Below are 19,567 nucleotides of genomic sequence, written 5' to 3' on the forward strand. Positions count from 1 at the left end.
TCGTATGAGGCGATCCGGGGAGCGTTACTGGGCTCCACGGATAGGACGTACGAGGGACGGAATTCCTCACGAATCGGTTTGGGAAGCTTCCGAACGCTCGGCGAGCAGTGTCGAGCGGTCAGCCGCAGCCGCAGCCGCAGCCGCAGCCGCAGCCGCAGCCGCAGCCGCAGCCGTCAGAGCATCGCAGTGAGAACCCCGCCGTCCGCACGCAGCGCCGCCCCATTCGTCGCGGACGCGCGAGGGCTCGCCAGGAATGCGACCAGGTCAGCCACTTCTTCCGGCTCGAGGAAGCGCTCGATCAGAGACGTGGTGTTCTGACCGATGACAGAAGCCTTCATGGCCTCGACCGGAACCGCCTGATCCTCCGCCGCGGCCGTCACCGCCGCCGCGACGCCGTCGGAGTACGTAGGGCCGCCCAGCACAGAGTTGACGGTCACGCCTGTACCGCGGGTGCGCTTCGCGAGACCGTTTCCCAGAGCGAGCATCGCCGCCTTGGTCATGCCGTAGTGCACCATGTCGACCGGGACGTTCACGCCGGACTCGCTGCTGATGAAGATCACACGCCCCCATCCTCGTTAGAGCATCCCTCCGAGCAGCTGCCGGGACAGCCGCACGCCGCTCATGACGTTGACCTCGAAGTATCGCGCCCACTCGTCGTCGGCGATCGAATCGAACTCCGCGAGGCCGAACAGCCCCACGTTGTTGACGAGGATGTCGACCTCGCCGATCTCTGCCAGAAGACGCTCCACCTGTTCCGGTTCCGCGAAGTCGGCGACGAGCCCTGACACGTCCGCCTCCGGGTGTTCCCCCTTCAGTCGCGCGACCGCCGCATCGACACGGGCCCGGTCGCGTCCGTTGACCACCACGCTCACGCCTTCTGCGGCGAGCGCAGAGGCGATGGCATAGCCGATCCCCTGACTCGAACCACTGACGAACGCCGTCTTACCCCGCAACTGCAGATCCATATCCACTCCCGATTCCCGACAGCATCGATGCCTTCTGACTTGCTCAAGCAAGTGAGACTACGCCTATTTCAGTTGCTTGAGCAACTCAAACCCGTGGGCGAAACGGTGCAGGTGACGTATCCTGATCCCATGACCGCGCAGCCGACCGACTCCCCGTTGAGCCCGGAGCAGCTGGAGATCTGGTCATCGATCGCCACCCTGCTCGAGCGCCTTCCCACCGCACTCGACGCCCAGCTGCAGGAAGACAGCGCCCTCACGCATTTCGAGCACGGCATCCTCTTCGCCCTCGACTCCGCTCCGGATCGACGCCTGCGACTGAGCACCCTCGCCTCCTACGCGAGCTGCACACTGTCCCGGCTTTCCCGAGCCGTCTCCCGGCTGGAGTCCAAAGGTTGGGTTCGCCGTGAGGTCGACGCGACGGACGGTCGGTTCACCCTCGGCGTCCTGACCGAGGAAGGCCACGCGAAGGTCGCCGAATCCACTCCAGGGCATCACGCGCTGGTGCGACGTCTGATCTTCGACAACCTCACCACCGCGCAGGCTCGACAGCTGGGCTCCGCCAGTCGACGCATCTCCAGCGCGGTGACCCCCGAACCGCTCTGGACTCCCACCCGATAGGCGTCGGCGCTTTCCATTCAAGTGAATCCACCACCCGACTCCAGGCGTAGGCTGGAGAGAAGGACGGACCGTCCGAGAAGATCTCCCGGCACCGTGCCCGCCCGGAAGTGGAGTCACTCGTGGCTCAGTACGACGTCTCGAACCGCTCGGCGATCGTGACGGGAGCAGGCAGCGGAATCGGACGCTCGACCGCCCTCCTGCTGGCGAAGAACGGCGCATCGGTCGTGGTCAACGACCTGAATGCGGAGCACGCGAACGCGGTCGTCGAAGAGATCCGCGCCGCCGGTGGTACCGCAGAGGCATCGGTCGGCGATGCGACGGATGCCGCATGGATCGCCTCCTCGATCGAGCTCGCCAACTCTCTCGCCCCACTGCGCATCGGCGTCAACAATGCCGGCATCGGCGGCGCCAGTGCCCCGACGGCCGAGTACGAGGACGAGGCGTGGGACAAGGTCATCGCGATCAACCTCAACGCGGTGTTCCGCAACATGAAGGCGCAGATCCCCTCGATCCTCGCGAACGGCGGCGGCTCGGTCGTCAACATCGCATCGATTCTCGGCAGCGTCGGCTTCGCCGGTTCCCCCGCCTATGTCACCGCCAAGCACGGCGTGGTCGGCATGACCAAGTCGGCGGCGCTCGAGTACTCCGCGAAGGGCGTGCGCGTGAACTCGGTGGGCCCCGGCTTCATCGACACCCCGTTGCTGGCGAACATGGGCGACGAGGCGAAGGACTTCCTCGTGAGCAAGCACCCGATCGGACGCCTGGGCCAGGCCGACGAGGTCGCGAACCTCATCGTCTTCCTCGCCAGCGACGCCGCGAGCTTCGTCACCGGCAGCTACCACCTGGTCGACGGCGGATACACCGCGCTCTGACGACAGGCTGCACGCATGGCGAAGCGCCGGATGACCACACGTCATCCGGCGCTTCGCTGCACAGCCGGCACCCGGGGAACGGATGCCGCGGCTCACGCTCCTCGACGGGTGGGCGGCAGCGTCCTCCCTCCCGCGTCACGCGTCACTTCCGCGGCGCTCGGCTCCGCCTGTACGCGACGTAGAAGAAGGCGGCGGCCCCGAGAAGAACGCAGAAGGCTCCGACCGACACGAACAGAACTGTGGACGTCGCCACCCCCGACGTGGGGGGATCGGCAGCATCCGTGCGCATACCGGCGTCATCGATCCCGACGATCCGATTCGAGTCGGCGGAGCGGATCAGGGGCGCGCCCCGGTCTTCCCCGTTCGGCGTGGGGAGATAGACGCTGACGATCGTCGTGACCCGGCGCTCCTCTGACGGAATCGTCCCCACGAGGGCGGCTGTCACGAACGTGATGGTCTCACCCGGCCCCACAGAGACGGGCCAGGTGGCCGTGCCGCCGTCGACGACGCCCTCGGCATCGCTTCCTTCGACAGACGTCACCTCGAGATAGTCGGGAACCGTCACCACCACCGTCGCATCGACGGCTGCGGCGCCGGTGTTTCGCAGCTGGGCCGTGTAGACGAGCTCTTGTGCGGCATCGACCTCCGTGACGCTGTCGTCGATGTGGACCGAAAGCCCCGACGGCGCGACGGCGGCGCTGTTCGCCACTCCGAGCAAGGAAGTGCCGAACAGACAGAGGCTGAGGATGACTCGGGTCACGATGCGCATCGGTGTTCTCCTGGTCCTGGCCGTGGTGTTCCACGGCCGCATTCGTTGCATCCGCGCCCTGCGGGCATTGCGACGGGGCAGAGCCTCGGGCGGCTCTGCCCCGTCTGGTCGTTCGCCGTCGCCGTGGGGGCGCGACGCCAGACCGTCGGTCAGGTCGTCGACCTCACCGCCTGCTCGTCGCTCAGCTGGCGCTCACCCGCTTGCGGTTGCGAGCGAACAGGATGCCCGCCCCTGCGGCGAGGAGCATCGTGGCGAGCGCGATCAGCAGACCGGACTCAGCACCCGTGATCGCGAGCGGACCGCCCGGGTTGGTCGACACCGGGGGGTCGACGAGGGTGTCGGCCGCGCACGCCGGATCACCGGATCCGACGACGCAACCGGAACCGGAGCTCGCCGGCACGACCACGAGGTTGTGCAGGTTCGCGCCGTCCTTCAGGTTCTTGACCGTCACGGAGTATGTGATCTCGGCGGTTGCGCCCACCGCGAGCGGACCGGACCATGCCAGCACGGGCGTGCTGTAGCTCGTCGTCCCCGCGTTCGTCGACTTTCCGTTCGTCGTCGCCGTGGCATCGTCGTTGTAATCCGCCGCCCGCAGCACGTTGCCGAGGTCGTCGGTGAACGTCGCCGGAGCAGCGTCCGTGAACGGGACCTGACCGGTGTTGGTGACGGTGATCGTGTAGGCCACGACACCACCGGCCTTCGCCTTCGTCACGGAGACCACCTTCGTCACGTCGTAGGACGAGACAGGGACCGTCACGGTGCAGCCACCCTCGGTAGCGCATTCGCCGCCGGCGGAGGCATCCGGGAGCACGACGTTGACGAGCGAACGGTCGCCCGTCGCCGGTGTCGTGAGCGTCACGGAATAGGTGATGACGGTACTGGCCCCCACCGCGAGCGGGCCACTCCAGGTGAGCGTCGCCCCGGAGATCGTCGCGCCGCCCGAGGCATCCTCGTTGTAGGTGGCATCATCGAGCACCGCAGACAGGTCGTCTGTGAAGGCCGCGGGAGCAGCGCCCGTGTAGGCGACCTGGCCGGTGTTCACGACCGTGACCGAGTACGTCACCGTGTCGCCCGGGGCTGCCGTTGACACATCGGCGACCTTCGCCGTGGTGAACGATGCGACCCGGGCGGTCGTCGTGCAGTCGGCATCCGTCGAGCCGATCACGCAGTTGCTCGCGATCGTCGGCGGCGTGGAGACCACGTTCGTGAGCACGCGGTCACCTCTGAGCGGTGCGTCCACCGTCACGGAGTACGTGATCGTGGTCGTCGCCCCGGCCGCGAGCGGCCCCGTCCAGGAGAGCACGGCACCGGTCACAGTCGCGCCGTTGTTCGCGTCATCGTTGTAGGTGGCGTCATCGAGGACAGCAGACAGGTCGTCCGTGAAGGCCGCGGGTGATGCCGTCGTGTAGTCGGCGTCTCCCACATTGGTGACGGTCACCGTGTAGGTGACCGTGTCGCCGGCGAGCACGGAGTCCGTCGACTGCGTCTTGGCGAGAGCGAGCCGTGGGCCGGGGAGACTCACGGAGCACTCGGGATTCGTCGAACCCGATTCGCACGAGCCACCGATGCCGGGCGGGGTGACGACGGTGTTCGCCATCGTTCCGTCACCGGTTGCGGGTGCATTGACGGTCGCGGAGTAGGTGATGGTCACCGTCTCGCCGATCGGCAGCGCCCCGGACCAGGACAGCACGGGCGCCGTGTAGGCGGCACCGCTGGTCGCATCGCCGTTGTACGTCGCGTCGTCGAGGATTCCGGACAGGTCGTCGGTGAAGGACGCGGGGTTCTCCTCCGTGTAGTCGACCGCTCCCGTGTTGGTGAGAGTGATCGTGTACGTGACGACGGCTCCGGGGATGACCGCGTCGGAATCACTAGCCTTCAGCGCCGTGAAGGCTGCGATGGGCGTGACGGTGCCGCAGGTCTCGCACTCGCCGCCGCTGCCCGGAGGCGTGGTGACCGTGTTGACCAGACTGTGATCGCCGGACGAGGGGGCCTTGACCGTCACCGAATAGGTGATTGTCGTGGAAGCGCCCACAGCGAGCGGACCGGTCCAGGTGAGGATGTTGCCGTCCACCGTCGCACCGTTGGATGCGTCGTCGTTGTACGTCGCATCATCGAGCACACCGGCGAGGTTGTCGGTGATCGAGGCGGGCGCCGCGGTCGTGTAGGCGACGGCTCCCGTGTTGGTGACGGTCACGGTGTAGACGACGGTGTCGCCGCCCACCGCAGTCGTGGCCGAGGCCGTCTTCAGGACCGAGTAGCTCTGGACGAGAGTCGTCGTCGTGCACTCGTCGGCCGTGGTGCAGGATCCGCCCGTAGTGGGGTCGGGGACGACGACGTTGGTCATCGTCCGGTCTCCCGTCGCCGGTGATCCGACCGTCACCGAATAGGTGATGGTCTCGGTGGCGCCGACGGCGAGTGGGCCGGACCATGCGAGGGTCGTGCCCGTGACGGTCGCGCCGCCGGTGGCATCGTCGTTGTAGCTCGCGTCATCGAGAACGGCCGACAGATCGTCCGCGAATGCGGCGGGTGCCGCTTCCGTGTAATCGGTCTGTCCCGTGTTCGTCACGGTCACCGTGTAGGTGACCGTCGCACCCGGAAGCACGGTCGCGGTGGACGCCGTCTTGGCGACCGTGAACGAGCTGACCGGTGTGGTGGTCTCGCAGTCGCCCTCCGCGGCACAGCTGCCACCGTTGTCGCCCGGGACGACGACGTTGTGCAGTGTGCGGTCTCCGGCAGGCGGGGTGCCGACGGTCACCGAGTAGGTCACGGTCGCGGACTCACCGATCGCGAGCGGACCGGACCACGTGAGTGTCGACCCGGTCACGCTGGCACCGTTCGTGGCGTCATCGTTGTAGACCGCGTCGTCGAGCACACCGGACAGGTCATCCGTGAGAGTCGCGGGTGCTGCCGTCGTGTAATCGGCTTGGCCCGTGTTGGTGATGGTGACCGCGTACGTCACCACACCACCAGGGACGACCGATGCCACGTCGGAGCTCTTCGCGACGGTGTACGAGGCGACCGTGGTGGTCGCGATGCATTCGGCTTCGGGGTCGCAGGTACCACCGCGGGTGGTGGGAACGACGGCGTTCGTGAGGATGCCGTCGCCGGTCTGCGGTGTATTGACCTGCACGGAGTACGTGATGGTCACGGTCTCACCGACCGCGAGAGCACCGGACCAGGCCAGCGTCGTACCGGTGATGGTGGCTCCGCCGGATGCGTCGTCGTTGTACGTCGCGTCGTCGAACACGGCGGAGAGGTCGTCGGTGAACGTGGCGGGGGCCACGTCCGTGTAGTCGACGGCACCGGAGTTGGTGACGGTGACCGTGTAGGTGACATCGTCACCCGGGTGCACCGAACTCGATGATGCGCTCTTCGCGACCGTGTACGACTGCCCGGGGACCTGCGCTGTGCAGTCGAGGTTGTTGCCGTCCGCGGGGCAGCTGCCGCCGGAACCGTCAGGGGTGACGACCGTGTTCTTCAGCCGCTGATCGCCGGTGACGGGGTCGTTGATCGTGAGCGAGTAGGAGATCGTGATGGTCTCTCCGACAGCGAGCGGACCGGACCACGACAACGTCGGCGCCGTGTAGAGAGCACCGTTGTCGGCGTCGCCGTTGTAGACGGCATCATCGAGCACGTCGCTCAGATCATCCGTGAACGATGCCGGTGCAGCCGTCGTGTAGGCGGTCTGACCGGTGTTCGTCAGGGTGATCGTGAAAGGCACGACGTCGCCGGCGACCACGCTCGTCGCGGACGTCTCCTTGAAGACGCTGAACGACTGCACCGGCGTGTTGGTGACGCAGTCCTCGGCCGTGGCGCACTGCCCGCCGGTCGCGGGGTCGGGAACCACCGCGTTGCTGAGGGTTCCGTCACCGGTCGCCGGGTCGTTGACCGTCACCGTGTAGGTGATCGTCTTCGATTCGCCGATGGCGAGGGCGCCGGCCCAGGAGAGCGAGGGGGCGTCGTAGACGGCACCGTTGTCGGCATCGTCGTTGTACACGGCGTCGTCGAGGACAGCCGAGAGGTCGTCGACGAACGATGCCGGTGCGGTATCGGTGTATGCGCCGCCACCGATGTTCGTGACGGTGATCGTGTAGGTGAGCGCATCACCGGGGACGACCGAGGTCGCAGAGACCGACTTCGCTGTGGTGAATGCGTTGACGGTGGTCGTCGTCGTGCACTCGGCGGTCGTCGTGCAGGTGCCGCCACCCGTCTCATCGGGAACCACGACGTTGGTCAGGATCGCATCGCCGGTGATCTGGCTGTTGACCGTGACCGAGTACGTGATCGTCTTCGTCTCACCGATCGCGAGCGGACCCGCCCAGGTGAGTGTGTTGCCGTTGACGGTCGCACCCTCGGTGGCGTCGTCGTTGTACGCGGCGTCGTCGAACACTGCTCCGAGATCGTCGCTGAAGCTCGCCGGTCGGTCGGTCGTGTAATCCGTGGTGCCGGTGTTGACGACGGTCACCGTGTAGGTGACGACGCCGCCCAGGAGCGTCGTCGAGGTCGACGCGGTCTTGTGCACCTGGAAGGAGCTCACGGTCGTGGTGGTGACGCACGTGACGTCGCAGCTCCCGCCGATCGTGGCGTCGGGCAGGACCGCGTTGGTGAGGGTACGGTCTCCTGGCACCGGGTCGCCGAGCGTCACCGAGTACGTGATCGTCTTGGTCTCGCCGATGTCGAGGGCACCGGACCAGATCAGCTTCTCTGCCGTGACGCTCGCACCGTCCGTCGCATCCTCGTTGTAGGTGGCGTCGTCGAGCACGGCGGCCAGGTCGTCGGTGAACGTCGCGGGTGCGGCCGTCGTATACGCGGCCTGACCTGTGTTGGTCACGGTCACGGTGTAAGTGAGGACGTCGCCGGGCAGGACGTCGGTCTTGTCGACCGCTTTGTTGACCGTGTACGTCTGGACCGGGTTGTTCGTCGTGCACCCGTCGACCGTGGTGCAGGTGCCGCCCCCGGTCGGATCGACCACGGTGTTGCCCATGATGCGGTCTCCCGTCGCCGGGTCGTTGACAGTCACCGTGTACGTGATGGTCTTCGTCTCTCCGACGGCGAGTGCGCCGGACCACTGGAGGAGCGCGCCGTCCACCGTCGCGCCGTTCGAGGCGTCGTCGTTGTAGGTGGCGTCGTCGAGCACGCCGGAGAGGTCGTCCTCGATGCGCGCCGGGGCGTCATCCGTATAGTCGACGACACCGGCGTTCGTCACCGTGATCGTGTAGGTGACGGTGTCGCCCGGGTGCACCTGTGCAGGTGCGGAAGAGGTCTTCGAGAGCTCGAGGCAACGGCCGCCGATGGCGATCTCCTGGCCGGTGGTGTCGACGGCGGCATAGCTCCAGTCGTCGATCGAGGTGTTGTTGCCCCACGAGTTCCCGTTGAAAGCCCAACCGTGCACGCCCTGGCCGACATTGCTGTTCGTCCCGGCACGACCGTCCTTGACCGGAGTGCTGTTGGCGCGCGGCTCGGCGAGCGCGGTGTCGTCCCAGTAGAGCGTGGAGTTCGGTGCATTCGGTCCGTTCAGACGAGTGAGCCGGATGCCGTCACGGCCCTCCACGTCCTCCTGCCGGATATGGATCTCGCCGAGCTTGTCGAAGTGCACTCGCGCGTTCATGAGCTGGCAGTCGGCGATCGCGTCTCCCGTGCCGTCGAGGCCGTCGAAATCGTAGGTCTCGGCGAAGTTCTTGCCGTCGGCCCCCATCAGGATGGAGCGGTCGACGGGCTCGCCGTAGATGCCGTTGCCGTTCGTGTCGATGTCGAGCGTGTAGGAGCCGGAGAAGCGAGCAGGCATCGTCCAGCCGAACGTGCCGGCATTCGAACCGCCCGAGGTCGCGGTGAAGGCAAGGTCGGAGACGGTGAGTTCGGCCTCTGTGAGCGGTGTCGGCATCACGGTGAGAGGGCCCGACGCGCTGACGGCAGTCTGCGGCAGGTCGGCTGCAGGCGCTTCGAAGAACAGCCTGTAGGGCTCGGAACACGAGGCAGCGAGGCCCGCGGTGACCCTGGACTGGTAGCTCGGAACCGCGCAGTCGGCTGCCGAGATGGGGTTGCCTGAAGCGCTCGCCTGGACAGCCGAGTTGATGCCGTTGTAGTTGGTGAGGTCGAGTTTGTAGACGTAGCCGACGTTGTTCACGGCCCAGAAATTGAGCAGCGGGCTGGCGGCCGAGTTGACGTTGTTCATCTTGTACTCGTTCGACCACACGCGTCCGGGCTTCTCGACTCCGCTCGCGCGGACCGTGACGGACCAGTTGTAATAGCGGTCGCCGACCTGGCCGGCGGGGTTGGAGGCGGTGAACGCCCAGACGCCATCAGCGGTCGCTGTGTGATTCGTGTTCAGTGCGCGGTTCGTGCCCGCCTGATCGACCAGACGGAACGTGGAGTTGAGTCCAGCGCCGGAGAATCTCGTCGCGTTGGCGTTGATGGTCTCTCCGGCCTTCACGTATGCGTAGAACGTGTTGGTTCCCAACCGGGCGGTCTCGTCACCGAACCCGGTGAGGTTCGCGCCACTGGAGCCTTGAGTTACGGCCTGTGCGCTCTGCCCTCCGAAGAGAAGGCCCATCCCGGTGAGTGATGTCGCGAGGACGACACCGGTGGCCACAGCGGCCATGAGCCTCACCCAACGCCCCCAGACCCCGTTGCTACCGGTCGGTATCGATCTGTGCGCGCGCATGAGCGTGGTCTCCCTCAGAGAAATGTGCGGCCTCCGATGAGGGAGCCAGTCACCATCAAAGGGGTGGGATGAATGCCAGAAGAGGGTTCTGCTCGTATTTGGTCCACGGGTTGGTCCATCCCGCGGATCACGAAGAGGTGCTGCCGCGAGTCGGGTCGGACCGAACCATGGGAAGTCCGGGCGGTGAACCGGGACGGGCGGCGCTGAGCGTGACATCGGTTCGGCTACTCTGAGCGTGGAAAGTGGCGAGCGGCGCTGGACGGCGTGCAGGCGGGGAGAGCAATGTCAGCGGCGATGCCGGAGTCGGTGGTCGAGGCAGCCACCGACGCGAAGGAGCGCGGTCTTCCTCCTTTTCGGGTCCCCCGATTGGCAGCCGCTTTGGTCACGCGTGAGCGTCTGGTTCAGAGGCTCGACCGGCTCGCCGCAGTTACGGTGCTGCATGCGATGAGCGGCTTCGGGAAGACTGCTCTGGTCGGCGCCTGGGCGCGGGGTCAGCAGTCGCGTGGGGCGACCGTGTTGTGGGTGACGGCAACCGCCACGGGCGATTCGGAGAACGTGCTCGATGCCGTGCTGCAGGAGGCGAAAGCCCATCGAACGGCGCGAGCACGCCTGATCGTCGTCATCGACGACGCCCACCACCTGACGCATGCCCGGGCGATCGACGATCTCTGCGCGCTGCTCGATCATGACTTCATGCTGCACGTCGTCGTGATCAGCCGAGTTCGGCATCCGCTCATCGCCGCTGCGGAGGGCCGGCGAATCGAGATCGATGTGCTGTCTGCGGGCGATCTGGCGGCGGACCCCCTCGAACTCGTCGAACTCGCGCGCGCTTGGGGGCACCCTCTCAGTGTGGATGAGGCACGACAGCTCCATGGCCTTGTGGGTGGGTGGCTCACCCCGGCAAAGCTTGCCCTCGACAGCAGACGCACAGGGGACGCGGTCTCGCTGAGCGAGCGCGCGCGTCGCTTCATTCGCGCAGTCGTGCTGCCTGACGTCGATGAGGCCGCCTTCCCGGTACAGCTCGGGCTTCTGTCCCTCCCCGAGACGATCACGGCCGCACGGGCCGAACTCCTTCTGGGGCTGAAGGTGACGGTACACAAGCGCGCTCCCTTGACGATGCCGACGCGCGAAATGCTCGACGGACTGGAGCGTGCGGGGCTTCTTGAACCGATGCGGAATGAAGGTGCGAGAAGGTGGGCATTCCCAGCCCCGATTCGCCGCGAGCTGGTCGATTCCTACGAGGCGCAGTACCCGCGTGAGGCGAAAGAGGTGCATCGGCAACTCGCCGTTCATTTCGCAGAACAGGGGGAGGCGCAGTCGCTCGGTGAGGCGCTCCTGCACGCTCGGCGCGGGGAGGACTGGGGTTTCCTCGCCCATCTCTACGCGAAGCACGCGCTGCGGCTCACGTTCGAGTTCCGGGCTGCGGCGATCGGTGCGTACGGCCATATCCCCACGAAGGTCGTGGATGCCTTCCCCTCGCTGGTGATTCCCGTAGCGGTCGTGAGCAGTCTGATGAATCATCCCGATGAGGAGGAACGATCGGTCCTGATCCGCGCATATGCGACGGCGGGGCAGCGGAGGCTGAACCAACTGAGCTCGACGACCTCGGTGGATGATGCTCTGGGAGCGGCCTCAGCCGGAATGGTCTCACTGCGCTCGGACGGCCTCCTCCGCGAGGCTCTCGAGGTCGCGTTGCGCGTCGAGTCCGAGCGAATCACTCGGCGGACGCTGGGCGAGCCCGAGCCGTCGGCCGCGCAGCTCGCATGGTTTCTCATGCAATGGTCGATGACGTGCCTTCTGGCGGGGCAGACCACGCGCGCCACCGAAATCTCGGCGCGCGCCTTCAGCGCCTCCGCCCGGGTCGAGACGAACTTCGTCGCAGCGAACGCCTCCGCACAGCTCGCGCTCATCCACGCGCTCGATGGGGAACCCATCAAGGCAGAACGTTGGCTCGTCCAGCACAGCCGGTTCGACATGGCTGACCAGTGGGTCGCGCACCTCGTCGCGCTCCCCGCACGGATAGCCCGCATCCATCGTGCGCTCGACAGACTGGACGAGGAAGGGGCCGCTGAGGCGCTCCTGCTGGCGGGGGATCCGGAACAGCCGATCGAGATGTGGGCCTTTCTCGCGAGTGCGATGGTCGAGCACGCCCTTCTCTTCGGCGAGCCTATGGGGGCACTGGCCACGCTGAAGAGCCTCGCGGCGTCTCATCCTGAGGTGCTACGGGCTGACAGCGCCGCAAGACGCATCGTCGACAGATGCACGGCTGACCTCCTCCTCGCACTCGGGGAGCTCCACCGCGCCCAGAGGCATCTGGCGGAGGTGGAAACGGATGGGCCATGGCTCGCCGTACCGAGGGCGCGCCTCCAACTCATCGCCGGGAACGCCGCCGGGGCGCACAGCCTCGCCGGTGCGGGCGCGTGGCGGACAGGGACGACGCCCCGTGATCGGATCGACCTGCTTCTGATCGCCGCGACCGCTGACCTCGCTCTGGGACACCCCGCGGATGCCGTGAAGGCGTTTGCGCATGCGCATGAACTCGCAGAGAAGGCGAACACGCTCGCGCCCCACGCACGGATGCCGGCCGGAATTCGCGACCTCCTCCTCCAGCTCAGCGGAATCACGCTGCGGCCGGAGGAGGAGGCGCTGCTCGGCACGGTCCGAGGCGGCTACCCGGAAAGCGGCGAGCTCATCGCCCTCACATCGAGGGAAGAGGTGGTGCTGGGGCAGATGCTCCTCCACGACACCATTCCCGTCATCGCTGAGGCGCTGACCCTCTCGGTGAACACGATCAAGAAGCAGACCGTGAGCATCTACGGGAAGCTCGGCGTGAGCGACCGGGCATCGGCGCTGGCGCGCGCACAGAGATTGGGTCTGCTCGAACAACAGCAGTGAGCGACGTGGATCCCCATCCGCCATCCGGAACTCCGCTCTGCGACGGGCATGCGGCATCAAAGATGCCGCATGGGTCAGCCGACCACCGAGGCCGCATCGAGCGCGGCCAGGCGCAGGGTCGCGGTCGCACTGTGCGCCGCCATGCCCTCCGAGTCGGAGATGACCTGCACGGCGTTGGCCAGCTCGGGCGTCGCCTCCCGGGTGATGCGCTGATAGGTCAGCGGCTTCAGGAACCGCGAGACCGACAGACCGGCGCTGTGCTTGGCTCCCCCCGCCGTCGGCAGCACGTGGTTCGTGCCGGCCATGCCCTTGTCGGAGTAGGCGACCGTGCTCCACGGGCCGAGGAAGATCGAGCCGTAGTTGCGCAGATTCTCGTGGTACCAGTCGTCGTCGGCGGTGAGCAGTTCCAGGTGCTCGGGAGCCAGGTCGTCCATGAGGGCGACGGCCGTCTCGCGGTCCTTCGCCACGGTCACGACGCCGTAGTCGCGCCATGCGGCTCCTGCGATCTCGGCGGTCGCCAGGGTCTCCAGCTGCCGGTCGATCGCGGCGATCACGGCACGACCATGCTCCTCCGAAGTGGTGACGAGAGCGGCCGGCGAGTTCGGCCCGTGCTCTGCCTGACCGAGCAAGTCGGCCGCGACGAGCTCGGGGTCGGCCGTCTCGTCCGAGATCACGGCGACCTCGCTGGGCCCCGCGAGCAGGTCGATCGCGACGGTGCCGAACAGCTGCCGCTTGGCCTCGGCGACGAACGCATTGCCTGCCCCGACGAGCATGTCGACGGGCAGCTCACCGAGCAGCCCGTACGCCATCGCGGCGAGTGCCTGCACGCCGCCGATCACGAACACCCGGTCGACACCGGAGAGGTACGCGGCATAGACGACCGCATCGTTCGCTCCCCCGTCGGGCTGCGGCGGCGTGCAGGCGATCACCGTGGGGACGCCGGCCGCCTTCGCGACACCGACCGTCATGAATGCGCTCGCGGTGAGCGGGAAGCGTCCGGCCGGCAGATACGCGCCGACGCGGGCGACGGGGATGTACTTGGCACCGGTGACGATGCCGGGCACGAACTCGGTCTCGAAGTCGGTGAGGTGCTCCCGTGAGGCGCGCGCGAACGACTGTGTGCGCTCGGCGCCCAGCTCGATCGCGGCACGGAGATCGGGGGCGAGGCGGTCGCCGCTGGTCGCGATCTGCTCGGCGGTGAGCTCGATGTCGGCGCCCTGGTAGTTGTCGAGCTTTCGGGCGTAGTCGAGCACGGCGTCCATGCCGCGCTCGCGGATGTCGGCGAGCATCGTGGTGACCGTGTCGATCACGGCCGGATCCCTCTGGGCGGCCGGTGCGTCGATGAGCGGAGTCTTGAGGTGATGGAACGCGCCGTCGAAGCGGGCGAGCACTGCTGAGGAGTAACGCATGCAGGAAGGCTAGATCCGCCGCAGCCATCCGACAAGCCTGATGATACATACCTTTCCATCGGGTTTACCATTGGCTGTGACCATCACCCAGCTGACCGCTTTCCTGGCAGCCCTCGAACACGGCTCGTTCACCGCCGCGGCCGTGCACCTCGAGATGACGCAGGCGTCGGTCTCCGAGCTCGTCGCACGCCTGGAACGCGAGCTCGGCGTCGCCCTGTTCACACGCGGCAGCCGCCGACTCGTGCCCACCACGGCCGCGCTCGAACTGCGCCCGCACGCAACCCAGGCCGTCAGCGCGGTGCAGAACGGCATCGACACGATCCAGGCGCTGACCTCGCTCGATCGCGGCACCTGCACCTTCGGGGTGCTGCGCAACGCCGCGTACTACGCCCTCGCCGACCTGGCCGAGACCTTCCATCACCGCCACCCGAACGTGCGACTGCGCCTGGTGGGCATCAACTCCGCGCACGTCGCGCGCTCGATCGCGAACGGCGAGCTGGAGGCAGGACTGCTCGTGCTGCCGGTCGACGAAGACGGACTGGAGGTTCGCCCGCTGTTCCGCGACGAGGTGCTCTACGCCTCAGCCACGCGCGAACCGGGCGCCGGCTCCGTGACGATCGACGAGGTCGTCGAGGCGAAGCTCGTGCTCTATGACGCGTTCGCCGGCTGGGATGACCCGACCCGTCGGCAGCTGCTCGAACGCGCCCGCCTGCAGGGGCTCTCGATAGAGCCGGCCATCGAGGTCGAGCACGTCGAGACCGCGCTCGACCTGGTCGCCGCCGGCACGGCCGACACGATCGTTTCGCGCTCGATCGCCGAGGCCGAAGGCTTCCCCGCCGGCATCCGCACATTCCCGTTCGCCGAGCCGATGCACGACACGATCGCGCTCGTGCAACGCGAAGGGATGCTGCTGTCCCCGGCGACGCAGCGGCTCGCCGAACTGGCGGAACGGATGCTGCGCGAGCGGCTTCCCGAGCACCGTGGACGCACTCCGCTCGGCTGAACACCCCTCACGGTCAGGAGGACTTCACGCCGTTGGGAGGAGCTTGGCGTCCGGAGGCTCCTCCCGACGCCGAGTTCTCCTCCCACGACGCACGACGCACGACGCAAAGACGACGCGCCGCGCAGAGACTCAGCACGACGCAGAGACTCCGCACCACGCAGAGACTCAGTACAGCTCGGCCCGACGGTCCTCGAAGAGGTGGTTGTGCGGAGCCAGCGCCTTGTCCCGGGCGGCGGCGAGCGACAGCTGCGCGGTGGCACCCATCACGGCGCGGAAGGCGACGATCCATCCCTGCTCATCGATGATCGCGGTGCCGTCGGTCCAGTCGACGCCCCGCTCCGACCCCCAACGGTCGGCGATCACCACCGGGAGCCGTGACGATCGAGCGGCGGCCATCGCCTGGATGAGCTCGGGGGCGTGCTCCCCCTCCGGCCGCGACACGAGCGGCCAGTTCACGGGCAGCGCCAGGACGTCGGCCCCGGCGAGCGCGAGCTTCCGCGGCACTTCGGGGAACTCGTTGTCGTAGCAGAGCGCCACACCGAGCCGGCCGAAGGGAGCGTCGACCACGATGCCGGCCTCCGACCCGCGGTCGAAGACGAGGGTCTCGGTGCCCCACAGATGCGACTTGCGGTAGTCGGCCAGACGCGCGGTGCGCGTGAGCACGGCGGCGGTGTTGAAGAGCTCGTCGTTGGCCCGTTCCGCGTAGCCGACCACGACGACCGCATCGTCGGGGATGACCTCCTGCACAGCATCCCAACGATCATCGTCGGCGGCGATCGCCGCCTCCCACGCCTCATCCCGATCGGCGAACACGTAGCCGCTCGTGGCGAGCTCGGGCAGCACGATGAGCCGAGCCCGCCGCGCGGCGGCTGCCGCGACAGCATCCCGGATGCGGGCGAGGTTGCCGTCTACGTCGCCGAGCACGATCTCCGGCGAAAGGGCCATGGCCCTGATCTCGACGGCTGAGAGTGGAGCGGTAGACACGGTGGCAGTGGAGACGCCGGAGCGCGAGGAGCCATCGGCCCCTCGCGCTCCGTGGTTCTCAGTCATCCTCGGTGGCGGTCACCATCACTCCGAGCGGTGCGAGGTAGCCGTTGGGGTCGATCGTCCAGTCGGCCGCAGCGGCCGCCTCGACGACCTCCGGTGCCCACTCGAGGTAGACGCGGTCGTCACCGCCGTTGATCACGAGCACCGTGCCGGTGCCGCTCTCGTCGCCTTCGACGCAGGTGTACGAGCGCCAGGCGCCCTCCGGCACCGAGAAGGCGTCGCCGGGGCCGAGGTTCACGGTCGTCGTCGAGTCGTCGTTCAGCGTGACCTCCCAGCGACCGGTCTTGAACAGCAGCGCCTGCGTCTTGTCGTGACGGTGGCGCAGCACGCCCTGGCCGGGCTCGGCCTTCACCCACGCGAGGTTGAAGGAGTGGGGCTCGTGCACGTTCGGCGCCTGGCGGCGGTTCTCGCTCATGCCGTAGCCGATCGCAGTGGCGAGCTCGACGCGACCACCCTCGACCGCTGCACACAGCAGCGCGGCTGCGGAGTACTTGCGATCACCGGGCTGGATCACGCGCGAGCGCATGTCCTCGACCGTGAACGTCGTGAGCTCGTCGATGTAGTGCTGCTTCATCGGCGTGATCAGTGCGACGTCGTCGGGCAGCACGTCGCCCGCGACCGTGTCGATCAACTGGTTGTCGGCGGTGAGGTGCAGGCCGTAGGACTCCGCCTCGCGCAGCACCGACGGGCCCCAGATGATGCCACCGTTGTCGTCGCGACCGAGCACTGTGTAGAGGATGCCCTCGTCCGGTCCCTCGTTCGTGAACCCGCGGAAGATCCAGGTCGGGATGGTCACGATGTCGCCGTCGTGGCTGATGTACTCGCCCTGTTTGCCGTCCACACCCCAACGGAGGCGGAACTCGCCGCCGAGGTTGATGAACACCTCGGCCGTGAAGTGCAGGTGCAGGTTGTTCGAGATGCCGTTGGGCATGCCGGCCGCGCCCGTGTTGAACCCGTGGTTCTCCTCGAGGTTCACGTACTGGTTCGCGTTCTGGGAGACCCCGGCGCCGATGAAGGCGTAGTTCTCCTTGCGGTCGGACCCCGGCGTGCGGCAGTCGATGAACGCCGAGTTGCAGGGCACCCAATCGGTGCGGCGGATCGTCCGTCGATCGATCTCGTTCGCGTCGACGATGACGTCGCCCGCGTCGACGATGGCGTTGCTCATTTCTTTTTCTCCTTCAGAAAATCAGTAGATGTTGGCGAAAGCGACGGGCTCGTCGTCTCGCTGGCCTTGGATCTGGGCTCGAAGGGCGATGTCGTCCCACAGGCGAACCTCCTTGACGAGGGCACCGTTGTGGAACGTGAACTGCGAGATACCGAGCACGTCGACGGGCTTGCCGGTGAGGGGACCGTAGTTCGGGGCGCCGTTGTAGTCCCCGACGAATTTCCACACGACGGCGACGCGCAGGCCCGCGTACCGCACGTCGTAGTTGGTCTGGACGTCACGGATCTCGAACTGTCCGCCGGGGAACGACTCGAGAAAGCGCAACAGCGCCCGACGGTAGCCCTCCGGACGGATGACCAGGCGGTTGCCGACCGTCAGGAGCACGAGGTCGCGCTCGAAGAACTTCTCGACCTTCTGCAGGTCTCGGTCGTTCCACACGGTCTTGATCAGATCGATCACGGTCTCGACCTCGGAGCGGTACTCATCCGGGCGGACACCGGAGTCGCCCTTCGCGATCGGGTCGACGGGGGCGGGCTCGTTCCAAGAACCGGAGAAGCCGCGGAAGGTCTGCGCCCTGGCGACCTCGTCGAGATCCTCGCCCCGGGCGAGCGGGCCGGCGAGGGTGTCACGGACGACCCATTCCTCGACCATGCGGCCTCGGCGGTACAGGCAGTTGGCGATCGTACGGCTGAACTCCGAGGTCTGCAGGTGACCGGAGAGCACGAGGTGCGAGCTGAGGAACGCGTCGTCGCCGCGCTGCTCCCAGATGACGTCTTCGGCCTGGCCGGTGCGATCGGGGGTCGCCGAGATGCGCATGAGCGATCCCTCGATCACCTCATCGCGGTTCGAGGACGTACCGAGACCGCCATGCACGATCGAGTCGGGCTCGTAGTTCTCACGGATGTAGTGGATCGACCGATCGACCCAGATGAGGTCGGTGACTTCGCGGATGAAGTCGTCGGGGTCCTTGTACGGCAGATAGGCAACCGGGTCGAGAGACACGCTTTTCGCTCCTTCGAGATCAGAGTCTGCGGTTCATCCGTGATCGCAGGCCTCGTTTTCGTCAGTGTATGCGTATGCACAGCGAGGCGCAAGAGCCATCTCAGCGCACACGTGATCATCGCTGGACCGAACGCCGCGGGGCGCGCGGTCGCGAGCTCAGTGCGAGGGCGCGGCCGCCAGAGTGCGCCGCGGAACGAAGGCCGACCCGAAGCGGGTGCTCTCGCGCTCTGCCGTCGGATCCTCGATCCGACGCACGATGAGGCCGGCGGCGGCGCGTGCCATGCCGGCGATGTCGTAGCCGACGGTCGCGAGGTCGATCAGCGGCCAGGCCGCTTCAGGCAGATCGTCGAAGCCGATGATCGACAGATCATCCGGAACCCGCAGCCCCGCACGATGGGCGGCGTTGAGCGCGCCGTATGCGACCACGTCGTTGCCGCAGAACAGCAGCGTCGCGCGGGGGTCCGCCGCGAGGAGCTCGGCCGCAGCCGCCTCGCCCTCGGCGGCGTCGTAGGGCACCCGGCGCGTGTCGCCCTCGCTCAACGCGAGGCCGTTCGCGAGAAGGGCGTCGCGCAGGGCCGCCTCCCGACTCTGTGCCGTGCTGGTATTGCTCGGGCCGAGAACCGCTGCGACGCGTCGATGCCCGAGCTCCACCGCCCGCGCCACCGCCTCCCGATACCCGGGGACCGGGTCGACGACCGTGGCGTCGGCATCGACCATCGCGCCCGTGCGGTTGAAGTATACGAAGGGCAGGCCGCGGTCCCGCAGGCGCAGCGGCACCACCGAATCCACCGTGGTGGTCGCGAGGATCACGCCGTCGAGTCCGTTCGCGACGAGCCTCTCGACGACCGTGTCGTTGTCGGCGCTCTCGGTCTGCAGCATCAGCTGATAGCCGAGCTCCTCGAGCTCGCGGTGCACCGGGGCGATGATGTGCGAATAGAACTGGTTGTCGAGGTCGGTGAGCAGCAGGCCGATGCGCCGCGTGCGACCGGACGAGAGCGCCCGACCCGCCTCGCTCGGCACGTAGCCGAGCAGCTGAGCGGCCTCGCGCACGCGGAGCTTGGTGGCGTCGGAGACCCGCGAATCGTCGCGCAGCGCTCGCGACACCGTCGGCTGAGAGACGCCCGCCAACCGGGCCACATCACGACTCGTGACGACCATTCG

At 67.3% G+C, this 19,567-nt stretch carries 11 protein-coding genes and 1 pseudogene; 4 read left to right on the forward strand and 8 right to left on the reverse strand.

Going from position 1 to position 19,567, the window contains the following annotated elements:
* Positions 1–173: 173 nt before the first annotated feature.
* A pseudogene (locus CQ040_RS15065) lies at positions 174–965 on the reverse strand (SDR family NAD(P)-dependent oxidoreductase).
* 129 nt (positions 966–1,094) lie between these two features.
* Here CQ040_RS15065 and CQ040_RS15070 point away from each other — a divergent pair.
* Positions 1,095–1,583, forward strand: a complete 489-nt coding sequence (locus tag CQ040_RS15070) for a MarR family winged helix-turn-helix transcriptional regulator (protein WP_105527606.1) — start codon at positions 1,095–1,097, stop codon at positions 1,581–1,583.
* A 119-nt stretch (positions 1,584–1,702) separates the two neighbouring features.
* A complete protein-coding gene (locus CQ040_RS15075; RefSeq protein ID WP_105527565.1) occupies positions 1,703–2,455 on the forward strand; it encodes an SDR family NAD(P)-dependent oxidoreductase in 753 nt (250 codons plus the stop codon).
* Between the two features lie 142 nt (positions 2,456–2,597).
* Here the strand turns inward: CQ040_RS15075 and CQ040_RS15080 are convergent, their stop codons facing one another.
* On the reverse strand, positions 2,598–3,224 hold the full coding sequence (locus tag CQ040_RS15080) for a hypothetical protein (protein ID WP_105527566.1): 627 nt from the start codon (positions 3,222–3,224) through the stop codon (positions 2,598–2,600).
* A 181-nt stretch (positions 3,225–3,405) separates the two neighbouring features.
* Entirely contained in the window at positions 3,406–9,822 is a 6,417-nt protein-coding gene (locus tag CQ040_RS15085) for a DUF11 domain-containing protein (protein WP_105527567.1), read from the reverse strand.
* A 345-nt stretch (positions 9,823–10,167) separates the two neighbouring features.
* Here CQ040_RS15085 and CQ040_RS21055 point away from each other — a divergent pair, with 345 nt between their 5' ends.
* A complete protein-coding gene (locus tag CQ040_RS21055) occupies positions 10,168–12,780 on the forward strand; it encodes a hypothetical protein (RefSeq protein ID WP_105527568.1) in 2,613 nt (870 codons plus the stop codon).
* A 74-nt stretch (positions 12,781–12,854) separates the two neighbouring features.
* Here CQ040_RS21055 and hisD read toward each other — a convergent pair whose 3' ends face one another.
* On the reverse strand, positions 12,855–14,189 hold the full coding sequence (gene hisD, locus CQ040_RS15095) for a histidinol dehydrogenase (protein WP_105527569.1): 1,335 nt from the start codon (positions 14,187–14,189) through the stop codon (positions 12,855–12,857).
* 76 nt (positions 14,190–14,265) lie between these two features.
* On the opposite strand from hisD, the gene CQ040_RS15100 reads away from it, so the two are divergent.
* Positions 14,266–15,192 (forward strand): LysR family transcriptional regulator, encoded by a 927-nt coding sequence (locus tag CQ040_RS15100; RefSeq protein WP_219844732.1) that lies wholly within the window; start codon positions 14,266–14,268, stop codon positions 15,190–15,192.
* A 165-nt stretch (positions 15,193–15,357) separates the two neighbouring features.
* Here CQ040_RS15100 and CQ040_RS15105 read toward each other — a convergent pair whose 3' ends face one another.
* The 4 genes from CQ040_RS15105 to CQ040_RS15120 form a co-directional block, all read right to left on the reverse strand.
* A complete protein-coding gene (locus CQ040_RS15105; RefSeq protein ID WP_219844733.1) occupies positions 15,358–16,176 on the reverse strand; it encodes a nitrilase-related carbon-nitrogen hydrolase in 819 nt (272 codons plus the stop codon).
* Between the two features lie 58 nt (positions 16,177–16,234).
* Positions 16,235–17,404 carry a cupin domain-containing protein gene (locus tag CQ040_RS15110; protein WP_105527572.1) on the reverse strand — a complete coding sequence of 390 codons (1,170 nt, stop codon included), beginning with the start codon at positions 17,402–17,404 and terminating at the stop codon, positions 16,235–16,237.
* 21 nt (positions 17,405–17,425) lie between these two features.
* Positions 17,426–18,406, reverse strand: a complete 981-nt coding sequence (locus CQ040_RS15115; protein WP_105527573.1) for an ester cyclase — start codon at positions 18,404–18,406, stop codon at positions 17,426–17,428.
* 156 nt (positions 18,407–18,562) lie between these two features.
* Complete coding sequence (locus CQ040_RS15120; RefSeq protein ID WP_105527574.1) at positions 18,563–19,564, reverse strand: LacI family DNA-binding transcriptional regulator; 1,002 nt, start codon at positions 19,562–19,564, stop codon at positions 18,563–18,565.
* Between the last annotated feature and the right edge of the window lie 3 nt (positions 19,565–19,567).

This window comes from Microbacterium sp. MYb54, from assembly GCF_002979515.1.
Classification (GTDB): domain Bacteria; phylum Actinomycetota; class Actinomycetes; order Actinomycetales; family Microbacteriaceae; genus Microbacterium.